Raw genomic sequence first — 15,623 nt, forward strand, 5'->3', positions numbered from 1 at the left:
CGGCCCCTCCGCCAAGTCACCCTAGTCCAGGGTGTAGGCGGCTTGGTCCGGCCCCGCAAGGGGCCAGCGGGCGGCCTACGACAGACGGCGGAACGCCTTCGGCCCACTCCCTCAAGCACCTGCGTGAGCCGGCCATCGGTCACAGGCGCTGTCAGTGCACCCGTCTAGATTCACCGCGTGACTGAGCCTTCCTACCTCGCCGCGGTCCGGGAGTCATACGACACCGTGGCCGACGACTACGTCGCTCTCGTCAAGAGCCCGTCTGCGCTGGACCCCCTGTCTCGCTCGATGCTGACCGCCTTCGCCGAGCTGGTGCAGGCATCTGACCGAGGACCGGTCGCGGACCTGGGCTGCGGACCCGGAAGAGTGACGGCGCACATGGCCGGACTTGGGGTTTCTGCATTCGGTATCGATGTGGCCCCACAGATGATCGAACTGGCCCGAAGCACCTATCCGGACCTGCGCTTCTCCGTGGGCTCCATGACCGCGCTGGAGATCGAAGACGACACGCTTGGCGGCATCCTGGCGTACTACTCCACCCACCACACACCTCCGGAACTGCTGCCGGTCGTGTTCGCCCAGTTCCACCGCACCCTGGCGCCCGGCGGACATCTCCTCCTCGCTGGCCACGTAGGCACCGGTGAGCACCGCCGTCCGACACACGGATATGGCGGCCACCCCGTGTCCTACGCGTCGTATCGGCTGCCCACACACCAGCTCGCTGAGCTGCTGAACCAGGCCGGATTCACCATCACCGCTCAGCTGGTGCAGGAGCCCGACGAGGAACTGAACTGGAAGTTCGCCAGTTTCCTGGCCTACAAGCCGACTACCGAGGAGCCAGCTTGACTTCCTAGCCCCCTGAGATCTCTAACGAAATGCGTGATCGCCCGAACAGATCTAGTCGCTCACGCCCTCCTGATCACCCTTGCGGCAGGATGACGGCATGAGCGTAGTCAAGATCAACGTACTGACCGTGCCGGCGGAACAGCGGGAGACGCTGGAGAAGCGGTTCGCCTCCCGGGCGCACGCCGTGGAGAACTCGGACGGGTTCGAGTGGTTCGAGCTGCTGCGGCCGGTCGAGGGTACCGACCAGTACCTGGTGTACACGCGGTGGCGGGACGAGGAGTCGTTCCAGGCGTGGATGGAGGGGCCGATGAAGACGGCGCACCAGGGCGGCGCCGAGGGCGAGCGTCCCAAGCCGGCGGCTTCCGGGTCGACGCTGTGGTCCTTCGAGGTGGTGCAGTCGGCGGGGCCGAAGGGCGAGTGACGTCCGGGCCGGGCCGGCGGACGCGGGGCGGCGCCGACGCCCCGCGTCCCCACGGCGTGGGTCAGGCCGGGGTGGCCGTCTTCTCGGTCGGCCGGGTCGGCTGGGGCAGGATCCGGCGGGAGCGGGTCGGGACGGCGAGTGTCGGGTTGGCGACGGCCCAGGCGGCGCCCTTGCAGACCAGTTCCTTGTAGAGGGCGGCGGCACGGCCCGTCAGGGTCGCCCGTACGGCGCGGTCGTCGGCTGTGACGTACTGGATCAGGCCCTGCCCGCGGCCCAGCGAGATGCACTGGTTGAAGTAGCGCAGCGGCACCTTCGGGAGCTTTCCGCCGGTCAGGCGGGCCGCGATGGTGTCGGCGGCCTGCCACGCCATCGGGGCACCGGTGGCGCACGACATCCGCAGCGGCTTGTCGCCGGGGCCCGTCGCCATCGCCGCGTCGCCGACGGCGTACACGTCCGGGTGCGAGACCGACCGCATGGTCTGGTCGACCACGATCTGCCCGGCGCCGGTGACCTCCAGCGCGGTGGCCCGCGCGATGGGGTGGACCGCGAAGCCGGTGGTCCACACCGTGACCGCGGCGGGGATCGTCCCGCCCTCGGCGGTGCTGACCCGGTCGGCCGCCACGGAGGTGACGGCGGTGTGCTCGTGCACGGTGATGCCGAGCCCGTCGAGGACCTTCCGCAGATGCCGGCGGCCCTTGGGCGAGAGCCAGTCGCCGAGGCCACCGCGGGCGGCGAGGGCGACGGCGAGGTCCGGGCGGGCCTCGGCGATCTCGGTGACGGCCTCCAGGCCGGTGAGCCCGCCGCCGACCACGAGCACGGGCTCTCCGGCCGGCAGGGCGGCGAGGCGGTCGCGCAGGCGGAGCGCGCCCGGGCGGCTCGCGATCTGGTGGGCGTGCTCGGCGGTGCCGGGGACGCCCTGGTCGTTCCAGGCGCTGCCGAGGGCGTAGACGAGGGTGTCGTACTCCAGGACCTCCGTCTCCTCCCCGCGGTCGACGACGGTGACCGTCTTGCGGTCGACGTCCACGGCGGTGACCCTCGCCAGCCTCAGCTCCACGCCGGTGCCCGCGAACATCTCGGCGAAAGGCCGGGGCTTGAGGTCCTGGCCGGTCGCGAGCTGGTGCATCCGGACGCGTTCGACGAAGTCGGGTTCGGCGTTGACGAGGGTGAGGGCGACGTCCTCGCGACGCAGCCGCCTGGCGAGACGGCCGGCGGCGATGGCTCCGGAGTATCCGGCGCCGAGGACGACGATGCGGTGCTGCATGTCGGTGCTCCTGTCGGGAAACGGCGGGTCGGGAAACGGCAGGTCGCCCCTTGAACCGGGCGGCCCGCCGTTTCCTGACAGGAACGCGGAGTGAAGCAGCTCACACAGCGTCAGAAGAGCCGGAGCAGGGGTTCGCCGTGGCCGGTGGCCGCCCACTGCCGGGTCGCGCGTTCGAGCTTGTCGGGGTTGACCTGGTTGCGGAACACGGCGATGCCGTCGGTGGTGATCTCCAGGCACATGACGCCGAAGACCCGGCCGTTGACGACCGCCACCAGGGCGGGGCCCGCGTTGGCGGTCGCGGCGTGGATCTCGACCGAGCCGCCCGCCAGGGCGCGCTGCGCCGGGCCCGGTTTGAACAGGCCCCGCATGAACTTCGCGACCGCGAGGGCGCCCTTGAACCCCTTGGCGCCGGCCGGCACCTTCCCGCCGCCATCGCCGACCGCGACGGCGTCCTCGGTGAGCAGCCGGACCAGCGGCTCGGTCCGGCCGCTGGTGGCGGCCACGAGGAACTCCTCGATGATCCGCCGGGCGGCGGCCTCGTCGACCTCGGCGCGCGCCTTGCCGGCCGCGACGTGCTTCCTGGCCCGGTGGAAGGTCTGCTGGCTGGCGGCCTCGGTGATGTCGAGGATCCGGGCGATCTCCCGGTGCGGGTAGTCGAAGGCCTCCCGCAGCACGTACACCGCGCGCTCGCCGGGCGTGAGCCGTTCCAGCAGGGTCAGGACGGCGTACGACACCGATTCGCGCCGTTCGGCGGTGTCGGCGGGGCCGAGCATCGGGTCCCCGGCGAGCAGCGGTTCGGGCAGCCACTGGCCCACGTAGGTCTCGCGCCGGGCGCGGGCCGAGGTGAGCTGGTTGAGGCACAGGTTGGTGAGCACCTTCGTCAGCCAGGCCTCGGGGACCTCGATACGGCTGGTGTCGGCGGCCTGCCAGCGCAGATACGTCTCCTGCACGGCGTCCTCGGCCTCGCTCGCGGAGCCGAGGAGGCGGTAGGCGATGGCCGCCAGCCGGGGCCTGGCCGCCTCGAACCGGTCCACCTCGCTCATGGTCTGCGCCATGGCCCGGATCCTAGCCCGCGCGGTGCACGGCGGCCGAGACCCCGGCCGCCTCCTCCGAACGCCGTCGTCCGCCCCGAACGCCGTCGTCCGCCCCAGTCGCCTCCGATCGCCTCCGGTCGCCACCATCCGCCCCGTCCGCCTCCGAACGCGTCCGCCCCGTCCACCTCCTCCGTCTGCCCTGTCTGCCTCGGCTGCCTCCGAACGCCACCGTCCGTCCGCTCCGTCCACCTCCGAACGTCACCCTCCGCCCCGGCCGCCCCGGCCGCCCCGTCCACCCCGTCCACCCCGTCCATCTCCGGCCGTCCTCGGCCGTCCTCGGCCGTCCGTCCGGCCAGCCGCCCGGGTCACTCTTGCCGTAAGGAGGTATACGCATATTGCCGTGAATGCGTGGTACGCGTCATCCACCGCGGGGGACGGTACGGCGCGTGCCGCCCGCGGCACACGACCGGAGGACGACGTCATGCGGCACCGTGCCCGGCCCAGGGGCGACCTCCCGGTCGACGCTGCCCTGGGCGGGACGCTGGCCGGCATGGTGTGCCGGACGGGGGCGGCGATCGGCGGGGTGTATCTCATCGAGGAGCCGGCCGCGCTGCTGCGCCTGGTGGCGCTGTGCGGACTGCCCGTCGACTTCACCGCGCCGTGGCAGCGGCTGGCGCTGACCGCCCCCGTCCCGGTGGTCGACGCGATCCGCGAGCACCGCCTCGTCTGGGTCGGCGGCCAGGACGAGATGGCGCGCCGCTATCCGCGTACGGCGGCCGTCCTGCCGTACCCCTTCACGCTCGCCGCGGCGCCGCTGCACGGGGTGCGCCGCTGCTGGGGCGGGGTGGTGCTGATGTGGGCCCGCCGACCATCCGCCCCTGGCCACCGCCCGCGAACAGCACCACATCATCGCGAGCGCCCGCCGGCTCACCCGGCTCCTGGACGACTCGCCGGTGCCGCCGGCCCTCCCCGAGCAGCCGCGGGTCGTCCCCGTGGACTGCCCGTGCCACCCCGTCCGGACCGGGCCGGCCGCCGCCTACCTGGACCGTCTCCCGGAGGGCGCCCTCGCCCTCGACCTGGGGGGCCGGGTCACGTTTCGTCCGCGCCGCCCAGGTCCGGTTCGTCGGCGTTCGGGTCCGGGTTGTCGCTGCCGGGGTTCGGTGTGCGGTCGTCACCTGCGTGCACCCGTGGCTTCCCTTCGGCCGGTATCCGTCAGGCTCGGACCGCTTTGAGGGGTTTCACGGTAGAGCATCCCCACCGCCTGGGGGATGACTTCGCCCAACCCCGGCTGCCGTGTGCGGTCGCCGGTCCCGGCGTCGGTTGAAGGGCGCACGGCGGGGCGGGATGCTGGGAGCGGGTGCAGGCAACCCGGACACCCGGGCCGCCGGGCATCCGGAGGCACCATGGAGGGACGCGTACCGGCGGACCTGGCGGTCGTACCGGACGACCTCGCGGTCGTCGTCGACGCCGACGGGGCGGTCCTGGTGTGGAGCGCCGGTGCCCGGCGGCTGCTCGGGTACGAACCCGCCGAGATCGTCGGCCGCCCCGCCCGGAGCCTGCTCGCCACCGAGCTGCCCGCGTCCGCACGCCGTCACATCGCCGGCGCGTACCGCTGGTCCACCGAGGTGGCCCTGCGGCACCGCAACGGCGACCGGCTCGTCGTACGTCTGCAGGGCATCCCGCTCGCGGACGCGGGCGCACGGCCGCTCTGGCTGGTGACCGCCGCCGCGCGGACGGCCGTGTCCGGGCGCGACCAGCCCGGGGCGGGGGCCCTGTGGGACTTCACGCTCGCCCAGCTGCCCATGCCGGTGGCGATCTACGACCGCGGGTCCCGGCTGGTCTCCGCCAACGAGGCCATGACCCGGATCATGGGCCTGCCCGTGGCGGAGATGCGCGGCCTCACCCTGCGGGAGATCGAGTCCGGGCCGCCCTTCGACGAGTACGACCGCCTCCAGCGGCAGGCTCTGCGCACCGGGCGGACCATCTTCCACGAACAGCACGGCCAGGCGCCCGGGGAGACCCGCGAGCACGCCTGGTCGATGTACTTCTGCCCGCTGAAGGACGAGACCGGCACGGTGCAGGGGCTGTCCGCGGTCGTCTTCGACACCACCGAGCAGTACTGGGCCCGCCGCCACCTGGCCGTCCTCAACGACGCCAGCCTGCGCATCGGCAGCACCCTGGACGTGACCCGGACCGCCGAGGAGCTGGCCGAGGTGGCCGTCGGCGGCTTCGCCGACTACGTCAGCGTCGACCTGCTGGAGTCCGTCGCCCTCGGCGACGAGCCGGGACCGCTGCCGCCGGGCGAGCCGATCACCGTACGCCGTACCGCACAGCGCTCGGTCCTGGCCGGCTGCCCGGAGAAGGTGGCCGAACCGGGCGACCCGATCCACTACCCGGTGGACACGCCCCCGATGTGGACCCTGCTCGCCGGCCACGGCACCCGCCAGCGGCCCGGCGACCCCGGCATGCCGGAGTGGATCGGCTCGTCCCAGGCCCGCGCCGACTCCGTCGCCCGGCACATGATCCACTCGGTGCTGATGGTCCCGCTGCGCGCCCGCGGCGTCACCCTCGGCCTGGTGCACTTCCTCAGGCACCGCACCCCCGAGTCCTTCACCGAGGACGACCAGCGGCTCGCGGAGGAGATCGTCGCCCGGGCCGCGGTGTGCCTGGACAACGCCCGCCGCTACACCCAGGAGCGCCGAACCGCCCTGGCCCTCCAGCGCAGCCTGCTCCCGGGCCGGCCGCCGCCCGGGCTCGAGGCGACCGAGGTGGCCTACCGCTATCTCCCCACGGGATGCGGCGCGGACGTCGGCGGCGACTGGTTCGACGTGATCGCGCTGTCCGGCGCCCGGGTCGCCCTGGTCGTCGGGGACGTCGTCGGCCACGGCATCCGCGCCTCGGCGACGATGGGCCGCCTGCGGACGGCGGTGCGGACGCTGGCGGACGTCGACCTCGCCCCGGACGAGCTCCTCACCCAGCTGGACGACCTCGTCATCAGGCTCGCCCGGGAGGAGGACCCGGAGACCACGTCGGGCGAGGTCGGCGCGACCTGCCTGTACGCCGTGTACGACCCGGTGTCCTGCCGCTGCACCATGGCCCGGGCCGGCCATCCGCCGCCCGCCCTGGTCACCCCCGGCGGCGCGGTCCGCCTCCTGGACCTCCCGGCCGGGCCGCCGCTGGGCCTCGGCGGCCTCCCCTTCGAGTCCACCGAGGTGGAACTGGCGGAGGGCAGCCTGCTCGCCCTCTACACCGACGGCCTGGTGGAGACCGCCGACCACGACATCGAGGTGGGCCTGGGCCTCCTCCGCCGCGCCCTCGCCGCCCCGGCCGCGCCCCTGGAGGAGACCTGCGACCGCGTCCTGCACACGGTGCTGACCGACCGCCCGGCCGACGACATCGTGCTGCTGCTGGCCCGCACCCGCGCCCTGGACGCCGGGAAGGTCCGCACCTGGCAGCTCCCCCGGCATCCGGCGGCGGTCGCCGGGGCCCGCAAGATGGCGGGCCAGCAGCTGGAGGCATGGGGTCTGACGGACGCGTCCTTCGCCACGGAGCTGATCGTCAGCGAGCTGGTCACCAACGCGGTCCGCTACGGCGACGGCCCGATCGCCCTCCGCCTGATCCGCGACGCGTCCCTGATCTGCGAGGTCTCCGACGGCAGCAGCACGGCCCCGCACCTGCGCCGGGCACGGGTCTACGACGAGGGCGGCCGGGGTCTGCTCCTGGTCGCCCAGCTCTCCGAACGCTGGGGCAGCCGCCAGACGCCGACCGGCAAGACGATCTGGGCGGAGCAGCCACTGCCCACCTCGACGCTCGCTTAGGCACCCGCTCGAACGCCCCCCGGGCGCTCACTCAGTGGGCGAGCGGAACGTCCCGGCGCAGCACGTCGATCACGGCGGAGACGACCGCGGAGGCGACGAAGGCCCCCACCATGACCAGCCCCACCCCCACCATGAACAGCCCGCTGGCCTCGCCCGACCAGTCGACGTAGGCGGCGAGCGTCAGCCCCGCGGTCGTGCCGCCCACGGCGGCCGCGCTGTGCCCCCGGGCGGCCGCCCAGCCGACGGCCACGAGCAGGGTGAGCACGAGCCCGCCGACCTGCCAGGCCTCGTACGGCCCGCTCGTCGACCCGTCGGCCCGGACGTCGTACCGCTGGTCCCAGCCCAGCCAGGCGGCCCAGGCCGCCGCCGACACTCCGGCCAGCGCGAGCGCCGGCAGCACCATCCGAAGAACTGGCTTGTGAAGTCCCATGTCCTCAGCTTCGAGGCCGGGTTGGTCACCGGACAGAGCGCGGATACTCAGACCGACCCGAGTACGTGCCCGTACCGGCCTGGGGGCGGCCTGCCGGACTGTTCGCGTGCGTGCGGGGGTGGCGCCGGGGTTACCACCGTTCGGCGGCAGGGGTTACGACCGTTCGGCGGCAGGGGCTACGACCGTTCAGCGGCACGGGGATGGGCGGGGGGCGATGTACGCGCCACGCGGGCGGCCAGTTCCAGGAGTTCGTCGACCGACCACTGGTCGTAGGCGTGCTCGCCGTACTTGGTGGCGAGGACCTGGCCACCGGGGGCGACGAGGAAGTCGGCGGGAAGGCCGAGCCGGCCACCGTGCGGGCTGTTGGCGGGCAGGCGTTCGCGGCCGCGGACGACGTGCCACGCGCCGCTCACCACCGCCCGGACGATCGGCCCCCAGGCGCGCGGGGCGAGCAGGGCGCGGGGCGACTGTTCCACACCGAACTCCCGGTACAGCCGTTTGTCCGGGTCGGCGACGACGGCGAACGGGAGGTCGGCGGCGTGGGGGCGCAGTTCCTCGGCGGGCGAGTGGAAGACCACGACCTCGCGTACGCCGGCGGCCGCTATCTCGTCGTGCCGCCGGACCACCGAGCGCAGATGCAGATTGCAGACCGGGCACCCGGCGAAGCGCCGGAACTGGAGGTGGGTCAGACGGTCGGGGCCGGGGACGGTGACGGGGTCGCCGGAGACCGTGGTGAGAGTGCGCTGAGGCACGGCGGAACCGGGGGCCATCGGACTACGGGGTGCACGCATGACTGCTTCCCTCCGGTAGGCGTACGGCATACGCCTACCAGCGTAAGCGTATGCCGTACGCTGTCAACCGCCATGCCACGACCGCGTTCCCTCGCCCCCGACCAGCTCGCCTCGGCCGCTCTCGCCGTCATCGACCGCGAGGGGCTCACCGGGCTGTCGATGCGTGCCGTCGCCAAGGAACTCGGCATGAGCACCATGGGGCTCTACCGGTACGTGCGTGACCGCGAGGAACTGGAGAGGCTCGTCGTGGAGCTCGTCCTGGGCGCCGTGGACACCGAGCCGCCGGATCCCGCCGCCGCATGGCGCGAACGGATCACGGTCATGGTGCGGCGCATGCGTGACGCCGTGGGCGCCCATCCCGCGGTCGTCCCGCTGATCATCGCCCACCGGCACCACTCCCTCGGGGTGCTGCGCTGGTCGGAGACCGTGCTCGTGGTCCTCGGCGAGGCGGGGGTGGAGGGCGAGCGGCGGGTCGTCGCCCTGCGCGCCCTGCTCAGTCACCTCATCGGGGCGATCCAGCTGGAACACCTCGGCCCGCTGGCCGGCCCGGGGACGGTGGCCATCTCCGAACTGTCCCGCGCCGACTTCCCGCACATGTCCGAGACCGCCCGGACCGCCCGGACCATCGACGCCGACCGGGAGTTCCTCGGAGGACTCGGCATGCTGCTCGACGGACTTGGCGGTCCTGACGGTCTCGACGGCCCTGGCGATACCAGCCGTTGATCAGGCGGTCCCCGCGCAAGCATCCGTCCCTGGACCTGGAGAACCACGTGACCGGTATCTGTGGACACGTATCTGTGGACACGTAGCTGTGGACACGATCGCCGGGTGAGTGTGAACGTGAGTACGGTTGATCACGAGCCGTCCGCAGGAGCCCCCATGCCACCCGAGTCCTCCGTGCCCCCCGTAGCCCCCGAGCCCAGGCCCCGCTTCGCCGTACTCGGTGCCGGCACCATCGGGTGTCATCTCGGCGGCCGTCTGCGCGCCGCCGGGTACGACGTGACGCTCATCGGCCGCCCCGCAGCCATGGACGTGCTGCGCGAGCGGGGGCTCACCCTCAGCGACTCGGTCCGGCCGCCCGTCCGTCTCGCGCCGGAGCAACTGACGTTGGCCACCGGAGGTCAGGCCGCGGCCGGCGCCGACTATGTGCTGGTCACCGTGAAGAGCGCCGGTACCGGGGCCGCCGCCGAGGACCTCGCCGCGCACCTCGCCCCCGGCGCGGTCGTGGTCAGCTTCCAGAACGGGCTGCACAACCCCGCCACCCTGCGCGCCACGCTCCCCGGTCACACCGTGCTGGCCGGGATGGTGCCGTACAACGTGGTGCAGTCCGAGCCGGGCACCGTGCACCAGGGCATGCCGGGCAGGCTCATGACCGAACCGGACGACCGGCTCGTCGCCGCCTTCCGCGAGGCGCACCTGGCCGTCGAGGCCCGTACCGACATGGCCGAGGTGCAGCACGCCAAGCTGCTGCTGAACCTCAACAACGCGATCAACGCGCTGTCCGGGCTGCCGCTCCGCGACCAGCTCGGCGGGCGGGACTACCGCCGTTGCCTCGCCCTGTGCCAGCGGGAGGCGCTCGCCGTCTACCGTGCCGCCGGGGTCACCCCGGCCCGCCTCGGCCCCACCGCACCCGCCGTCACCCCGTACGTCCTGGGGCTGCCCGACGGCCTCTTCCGCCGGCTGGCGGGGGCGACCCTGCGGATCGACGCCCACGCCCGGTCCTCGATGTGGGAGGACCTGCAACGCGGCCGGGCCACGGAGATCGACTCCCTCCAGGGCGAGATCGTCGCCCTCGCCACCGCCCATGGACGGAGCGCGCCCGCGAACGCGCGGCTGGTCGCCCTGGTGCGTGCGGCGGAGGCCGCGCCGCGCACCTGGCCGGGCCCGGAGCTGTACGCCGAACTGCGCGCGGCACGCTGAACGGGCGCGAACGGCAAGGGCCGTGGCCGGGTCGCTCATGAGCAACCCGGCCACGGCCCCTCGGCTCGGCGCGGGGTGCCGGCGCCGGTCTCGACGCGGACGACGCCCTTGAGGGCGGAGAGTTCGCTGGCGTACGAGTCCAGCGCGGTCTCGCCGACCGCCTGGTCGATGACGACATGGATGGCACCGCTGTCGTCGCCGTCGAACTTCTCCCGCAGCACGGTGGAGACCTGGCGGCTCTGCGCGTCCTCGGGCAGTACGCGGTCGTCCGGGCTGCCGAGAGTGATGCCCAGCAGCGGGCTCGCCGCGACCAGCAGCACCGCGAGGACGGGCAGTGCGGTGAGCGCGGGCCGTCGCATGACCGTGCCGGCGAGCCGTCCCCACATCGACGTCCGGTTCGGGCGAGGCTTCTTCGTCCACGGCAGCCGGCCGCTGTTGACCCGGTGCCCCAGCACCACGAACAGCGCGGGCATCACGAACAGGGTGCTGACGGCCGCGATGGCGACGACCCCGACACCGGCGTAGCCGAAGGAGCGCAGGAAGTACTGCGGGAACACCAGCAGCGCGGCCAGCGCGACGGCGACGGTCGCGGCGGAGAACGCGACGGTACGGCCCGCGGTGCGCACGGTGTGCCGTACGGCGTCCGCCACGCTCGCTCCCGTCCCGAGCTGCTCCCGGAACCGGCTGATCATCAGCAGGGCGTAGTCGATGCCCAGGCCGAGCCCCAGGGCGATGGTCAGGTTGGTCGCGTTGACGGAGACGTCGGCGGCCCTGCCGAGCAGGGCGAGTTCGGCGAACGTACCCGCGATGGCGACGGTGGCGACGGCAAGCGGCAGCAGGGCGGAGATCCTCGGCGCCGCCGAACGCCACATCACCGAACACGGCCCGCAGGCCCTGTCCCTGCGCGCGGTCGCCCGCGACCTCGGCATGACCGTGCAGGCGCTCTACCACTACTTCCGAGCTGTCGCCCGCGCTGCTCGCGCACCTGGACCGGCTGCCGGCCGGCGACATGGGTCATCTGCCGCCCGCCGCGAACGCACTGCTCATGTGCGCCTGGGGCCAGATGCACGGCCTGGTCGTCCTGGAGGTCTTCGGACACACCCCGCACCTCGGGGACCACCAGGCCGAGATCTTCCGGATGGCGATGCGGAACATGCTGGACGACATCCGCGGCCGCATCCCCACCGGCTGAACCGGGAGCGGAGCCGGCTGTTCGCAGGGGCGGGGGCTAGTGCTGCGACCGGAAAGGTTCACCGGCTCGCGACGCCCGGCACGGCACTAGCCGCCGGCCTGTGGCGTGCTCTGCCGGTCGATGAGGGCGCGGAGTTGATGGCGGCCCGCGATGCCCAGTTTGGGGTAGGAGCGGTACAGGTGTGAGGCGACCGTGCGCGGGGACAGGAACAGCCGGTCGGCGATCTCTCCGTTGGTCAGGCCGTGTCCGGCGAGTACGACGATCTCGCGCTGCTGGGCGGTGAGTCCGTCCAGCGCGCCCGGGGCGGCCGGCGGGGCGTGCACGGGGACACCGCAGGCCCGCAGTTCGGACTCCGCGCGCCGGGTCCAGGGCGCGGCGCCCAGGCGGCGGAACGTCTCCAGGGCGGTGGCGAGGACGGGCTTCGCGTCGTTGATGCGGCGGCGCCGGCGCAGCCACTCCCCGTAGTCCAGCTGGAGCTGGGCCCGTTCGAACGGCCAGGCGTCCCCGGCGGGATCGGCCAGCGGCGCCGCGAAGTGGGCCTCGGCGTCGTCGGGTTCGGCGAGCAGCCCGCGGGCCCGGGCGGTGAGCTGTTCGAGACGCGGTCCGGGCGCGGGCTTCAGCCGGGCCAGCGCGCGCTCCAGCACCGTCCGTGCTTCGAGGTGCCGTTCGCAGCGCGCCCCGGCGGCGGCGAGGTCGGCGACGGCGAGATACGAGAAGTGGTGGTGCAGGGGGGTGCCGTCGGCCGCGAAGAGCTGGCTGAGCTGGGCGTAGGCGGTGACGTGGTTGCCCTGGGCCAGTGCGGCGAGCCCGGCCGCCTGCCAGACCCTGGCGGCGAACCCGCGGTACTCGGAGGTGTCCACGGCGGCGCGCACGCGGGCCAGCAGCGGTGCCACCTGCTCGTGGTCGCCGCGCAGGGCCGCCACGACGGCCGTGGTGAGGTCGGCCGAGCCCGCGACGGTCTCCATCTTGTAGGCGGCGGCGATGTCACCCGCCTCACGGGCGGCGGCGAGCGCGTCGTCCCAGCGCCCGCTGTCGACACACGCCCACTCCAGGGCCGACAGCACCCCGCCGCTGGCGCCGCGCACGCCCGGGGCACGCAGCCGGCTCAGCGCCTCGCGCAGCACCCTGACCGCCAGTTCGGTCTCGTCCAGGACCCAGGCCGCGGCACCGACCGTGCCCGGGTCGAAGAGAGGTCCGTGGGATCCATGGGACCCCCGCGATCCGTCCGTCAGCCGCCGCAGCCGGGACACGATCTCGACTCTTTCGCCGAACGGGTCCGTGCAGGCCCGGATCCAGAGGCGGTACTCGTCGGCACGGGCGGCGGGCCAGTCCTCGGACCCGTCCCCGAAGTCGAGGGCGTCAAGAGCGTCAAGGGCCGCGCGTGCCTTGGCGCGAACCTCCGGGAGTCCGGTCTGGTGGACGACCGTCGCGGCCATCCAGGCGGCCCGCCAGGCGATGGCCGGCAGCTTCGGGGCGGCCTCGGCGGCGACGGACAGCAGGGTGTCGATCGCGTCGGCGTTGCGGTTGGACCACAGCAGCGACCAGCCGATGTCCAGCCGGGCGGCGATCCGCAGATCGGGGTCGGAGGTCAGGGTGAGCACCCGGCCCGCCAACTCCCGTACCCAGTCGGCCTGTCCGGCGGACCGGGCCAGGTCGGCCGCGGCCAGCAGCCGGCGGGCTCTGTCGGGTTCGGCGGGGCTCAGCCCGGCGGCGCGTTCCAGGGCGCGGGCGGCAGCGGCGGCACCGCCACGGCGTTGTGCCTGGGCCGCGCTTTCCTCGAGGAGCGTGGCCAGCTTCTCGTCGGGTTCCAGCGCCGCGGCGGCCAGGTGCCAGGCGTGCCGGTCGGGCTGGCCGCGGAGCGCGTCGGCGACCTGCCGGTGCGCGGCGGCCCGCTCGGCGAAGGTCGCGGCGTGGTAGACGGCCGAGCGGGTCAGCGGATGGGCGAACCGCGGGCCCGGGGTGTCCAGCCGGATCAGGCCCGCCGCCTCCGCCGGGGCGAGCGTGTCGGCGGACAGCCCCGGTATCGCCGTGGCGAGGTCCGGGCTGTCGGCGGTGGCCGCGAGCAGCAACGCGGACCGGGCCGCCGGGGGCAGGGTGGCGTACCGGGCGGCCGTGATCGCGGTCAGCTGCCCGGTCAGCGGCAGCGGCTCGGCGGTCCAGCGGTGCCCCGCGTCGGGATCCGCGGCGATCATCCGGGCCAGCTCGATCAGCGCCAGCGGATTGCCGGCCGCCTGCGCGAGCACCTGTTCGCGCAGCCGGCCGTGCGGCGGGCACGGCTGGGCGTCCAGGAGCAGGCCCGCGTCCACCCGGGTCAGCGGCCGTAGCAGCAGCTGGGGCAGGTCGCGTTCGAAACCGGCGGGGGGTACGTGCCCGCGCGCACCGGCGAGCAGCACGAGCCGCTCCGACTCCAGCCGGCGGGCGGTGAAGGCGAGCGCGTCGAGCGAGGCACGGTCCAGCCACTGCGTGTCGTCGACGGCGACCAGCAGCGGCCGCTCGTCGGACAGCTCGGACAGCAGGGTGAGTACGGCGATCCCGGTGAGCAGCGGGTCGGGCGGCGCGGGATCGGCGGAGAACCCGAACGCGCCGCGCAGCGCCTCCGCCTGCCGGGGCGGCAGTCCGGCCACCCGGTCCAGCACCGGGCGCAGCAACTGGTGCAGTCCGGCGAACGCCAGGTCCCGTTCCGACTCCCGGCCGGTGGTCGCCAGGACCTGCATCCCGGCCGCCCCTGCCGCCCGCGCGGCCTCGGCCAGAAGGGCGGTCTTGCCCAGGCCCGGATCGCCGAGGAGCAGCAGAACGTGGCTCTCCGTGTGGGGCGGGGCGACCAGCTCCCGCAGCCGGGACAGCTCCGCCCGCCGCCCGACCACGGTCGTGTCCTTGCCGGTCATCGCGGAAACGCCACCCTCACCCGGCCCAATATAGGCCGCGCACAGGGCGGTACCGGACGGCTGCCGCGCGGCATACCGGGGAATGCGGGGACGATCCCCGGCGCCTGCGGGGGAAGGCGGGTGCGCGATCCCCGTCGCCTGCGGGGGAACGCGGGTGCGCGAACCGTGCGCGGGCCTGCGGGGACCGTGGCAGCGGCAAGCCGACCGCACCTTCCCGGCGGGCGCAGCACGACGCGGTGTGCACCTGGGGCATCCCCGACCACACCAAGCTCCAGCGGCCCGGCTGTCGGGGCGAGCGTGTTCCGCTGTCCGCCGCATGTCCGCCGCACGCCCGCCATCCGCACCCGCTGAACGCGCCGCGCGCCGAGATCCGCCGACTGCGGCGCCGGGTACTACCGCGTCACCGGTCCCCGGCCGCCGCCTGCAACTCCGCGATCTGCTGACGGGCCGCGGCGACGAGTTCGTCGTTGGTGTGGGCGTGTCCGGCCAGCCCCCATCCGCCGGGCACGGCCTCGGTCAGCAGCACCCAGGTGCGGTCCGCGAGGGCCGGGTCGGCGGCGGCGTCCGCGATCATGCCGGTGAACCGGCGTACCACCGCGAGCTGCTTGTCACGGTCGAGAGCACCCGCGTTGGTCAGCACCTGCACGCGGACGTGGTTCGAGGCGCCGTCGACGTTCGACAGGTCGCCGGCCGGCAGCTCGTGGACGAACGCGGCGGTGTTCTGGCGGAACATCGGGATGTCCGGGACCTCCTCGATGGCCATCAGGGCCGCGGCGAGGTCCCGGGCGAGCTGATGCTTGTCCGGGAACGTGCCGCTCGTGGCATATACGTCGATCATCGGCATGGCGTACTCCTTCTGCTCCTTCTTATGACGGGCGGCCCGACCCGGCCTGCGGCCGGCGCTACCACGTGGATTCCCGCCCGCTGGGCGGGCGCGCGCCGCTGCCGGATGTGTCCGCGTTCGGGTTCATGACCACCAGCATTCGACAGCGCACCGCGGGGTGGTATCAGCAACATGACTGCAC

12 protein-coding genes and 2 pseudogenes are annotated in these 15,623 nt (G+C 73.8%); 6 read left to right on the plus strand and 8 right to left on the minus strand.

What is annotated here, in order from left to right; all coding sequences use genetic code 11:
- The first annotated feature begins 177 nt into the window (after positions 1–177).
- Both AB0D59_RS44600 and AB0D59_RS44605 read left to right on the plus strand, forming a co-directional pair.
- Entirely contained in the window at positions 178–846 is a 669-nt protein-coding gene (locus tag AB0D59_RS44600; protein WP_362577266.1) for a class I SAM-dependent methyltransferase, read from the plus strand.
- 97 nt (positions 847–943) lie between these two features.
- Positions 944–1,267 (plus strand): antibiotic biosynthesis monooxygenase, encoded by a 324-nt coding sequence (locus tag AB0D59_RS44605; RefSeq protein WP_362577268.1) that lies wholly within the window; start codon positions 944–946, stop codon positions 1,265–1,267.
- A 61-nt stretch (positions 1,268–1,328) separates the two neighbouring features.
- Here AB0D59_RS44605 and AB0D59_RS44610 read toward each other — a convergent pair whose 3' ends face one another.
- From AB0D59_RS44610 to AB0D59_RS44620, 3 genes are all read right to left on the minus strand, one after another.
- Positions 1,329–2,528, minus strand: a complete 1,200-nt coding sequence (locus tag AB0D59_RS44610; RefSeq protein ID WP_362577270.1) for an FAD-dependent oxidoreductase — start codon at positions 2,526–2,528, stop codon at positions 1,329–1,331.
- Positions 2,529–2,638: 110 nt separating this feature from the next.
- Complete coding sequence (gene sigJ / locus AB0D59_RS44615) at positions 2,639–3,583, minus strand: RNA polymerase sigma factor SigJ (protein ID WP_362577272.1); 945 nt, start codon at positions 3,581–3,583, stop codon at positions 2,639–2,641.
- A gap of 397 nt (positions 3,584–3,980) precedes the next feature.
- Positions 3,981–4,382 (minus strand): hypothetical protein, encoded by a 402-nt coding sequence (locus AB0D59_RS44620; protein ID WP_362577274.1) that lies wholly within the window; start codon positions 4,380–4,382, stop codon positions 3,981–3,983.
- Between the two features lie 583 nt (positions 4,383–4,965).
- Here AB0D59_RS44620 and AB0D59_RS44625 point away from each other — a divergent pair.
- Positions 4,966–7,380: a SpoIIE family protein phosphatase gene (locus AB0D59_RS44625; protein ID WP_362577276.1), complete on the plus strand. Its 2,415-nt coding sequence runs from the start codon at positions 4,966–4,968 to the stop codon at positions 7,378–7,380.
- Between the two features lie 31 nt (positions 7,381–7,411).
- On the opposite strand, the gene AB0D59_RS44630 is transcribed toward AB0D59_RS44625, so the two are convergent.
- Complete coding sequence (locus AB0D59_RS44630; protein ID WP_362577278.1) at positions 7,412–7,810, minus strand: hypothetical protein; 399 nt, start codon at positions 7,808–7,810, stop codon at positions 7,412–7,414.
- Between the two features lie 176 nt (positions 7,811–7,986).
- A complete protein-coding gene (locus tag AB0D59_RS44635) occupies positions 7,987–8,601 on the minus strand; it encodes a peroxiredoxin-like family protein (protein WP_362577279.1) in 615 nt (204 codons plus the stop codon).
- 72 nt (positions 8,602–8,673) lie between these two features.
- On the opposite strand from AB0D59_RS44635, the gene AB0D59_RS44640 reads away from it, so the two are divergent.
- Together AB0D59_RS44640 and AB0D59_RS44645 are read left to right on the plus strand one after the other, a co-directional pair.
- Complete coding sequence (locus tag AB0D59_RS44640) at positions 8,674–9,324, plus strand: TetR/AcrR family transcriptional regulator (protein ID WP_362577281.1); 651 nt, start codon at positions 8,674–8,676, stop codon at positions 9,322–9,324.
- 156 nt (positions 9,325–9,480) lie between these two features.
- Positions 9,481–10,521, plus strand: coding sequence for a 2-dehydropantoate 2-reductase (locus AB0D59_RS44645; protein ID WP_362577283.1), 1,041 nt, complete (start codon positions 9,481–9,483; stop codon positions 10,519–10,521).
- Positions 10,522–10,604: 83 nt separating this feature from the next.
- Here the strand turns inward: AB0D59_RS44645 and AB0D59_RS44650 are convergent.
- Positions 10,605–11,369, minus strand: a pseudogene (locus tag AB0D59_RS44650) (MMPL family transporter); the annotation flags it as partial.
- Here AB0D59_RS44650 and AB0D59_RS44655 point away from each other — a divergent pair.
- Positions 11,329–11,713 (plus strand): annotated as a pseudogene (locus AB0D59_RS44655) (TetR/AcrR family transcriptional regulator). The pseudogenes AB0D59_RS44650 and AB0D59_RS44655 sit on opposite strands and share 41 nt — an antisense overlap.
- Positions 11,714–11,799: 86 nt before the next feature.
- Here AB0D59_RS44655 and AB0D59_RS44660 read toward each other — a convergent pair.
- Together AB0D59_RS44660 and AB0D59_RS44665 are read right to left on the minus strand one after the other, a co-directional pair.
- Positions 11,800–14,598 (minus strand): AAA family ATPase, encoded by a 2,799-nt coding sequence (locus AB0D59_RS44660; protein WP_362577285.1) that lies wholly within the window; start codon positions 14,596–14,598, stop codon positions 11,800–11,802.
- A 400-nt stretch (positions 14,599–14,998) separates the two neighbouring features.
- Positions 14,999–15,442: a hypothetical protein gene (locus tag AB0D59_RS44665; RefSeq protein WP_362577286.1), complete on the minus strand. Its 444-nt coding sequence runs from the start codon at positions 15,440–15,442 to the stop codon at positions 14,999–15,001.
- Positions 15,443–15,623 lie beyond the last annotated feature (181 nt).

It is taken from the genome of Streptomyces sp. NPDC048417, from assembly GCF_040651615.1.
GTDB lineage: Bacteria > Actinomycetota > Actinomycetes > Streptomycetales > Streptomycetaceae > Streptomyces.

Excerpts from the sequence above, each read along its gene's own strand:
- AB0D59_RS44605 (WP_362577268.1), top strand. The coding sequence starts at position 944 with ATGAGCGTAGTCAAGATCAACGTACTGACCGTGCCGGCGGAACAGCGG.
- AB0D59_RS44610 (WP_362577270.1), bottom strand. The coding sequence starts at position 2,528 with ATGCAGCACCGCATCGTCGTCCTCGGCGCCGGATACTCCGGAGCCATC.
- sigJ (WP_362577272.1), bottom strand. The coding sequence starts at position 3,583 with ATGGCGCAGACCATGAGCGAGGTGGACCGGTTCGAGGCGGCCAGGCCC.
- AB0D59_RS44625 (WP_362577276.1), top strand. The coding sequence starts at position 4,966 with ATGGAGGGACGCGTACCGGCGGACCTGGCGGTCGTACCGGACGACCTC.
- AB0D59_RS44630 (WP_362577278.1), bottom strand. The coding sequence starts at position 7,810 with ATGGGACTTCACAAGCCAGTTCTTCGGATGGTGCTGCCGGCGCTCGCG.
- AB0D59_RS44635 (WP_362577279.1), bottom strand. The coding sequence starts at position 8,601 with ATGCGTGCACCCCGTAGTCCGATGGCCCCCGGTTCCGCCGTGCCTCAG.
- AB0D59_RS44640 (WP_362577281.1), top strand. The coding sequence starts at position 8,674 with ATGCCACGACCGCGTTCCCTCGCCCCCGACCAGCTCGCCTCGGCCGCT.
- AB0D59_RS44645 (WP_362577283.1), top strand. The coding sequence starts at position 9,481 with ATGCCACCCGAGTCCTCCGTGCCCCCCGTAGCCCCCGAGCCCAGGCCC.
- AB0D59_RS44660 (WP_362577285.1), bottom strand. The coding sequence starts at position 14,598 with ATGACCGGCAAGGACACGACCGTGGTCGGGCGGCGGGCGGAGCTGTCC.
- AB0D59_RS44665 (WP_362577286.1), bottom strand. The coding sequence starts at position 15,442 with ATGCCGATGATCGACGTATATGCCACGAGCGGCACGTTCCCGGACAAG.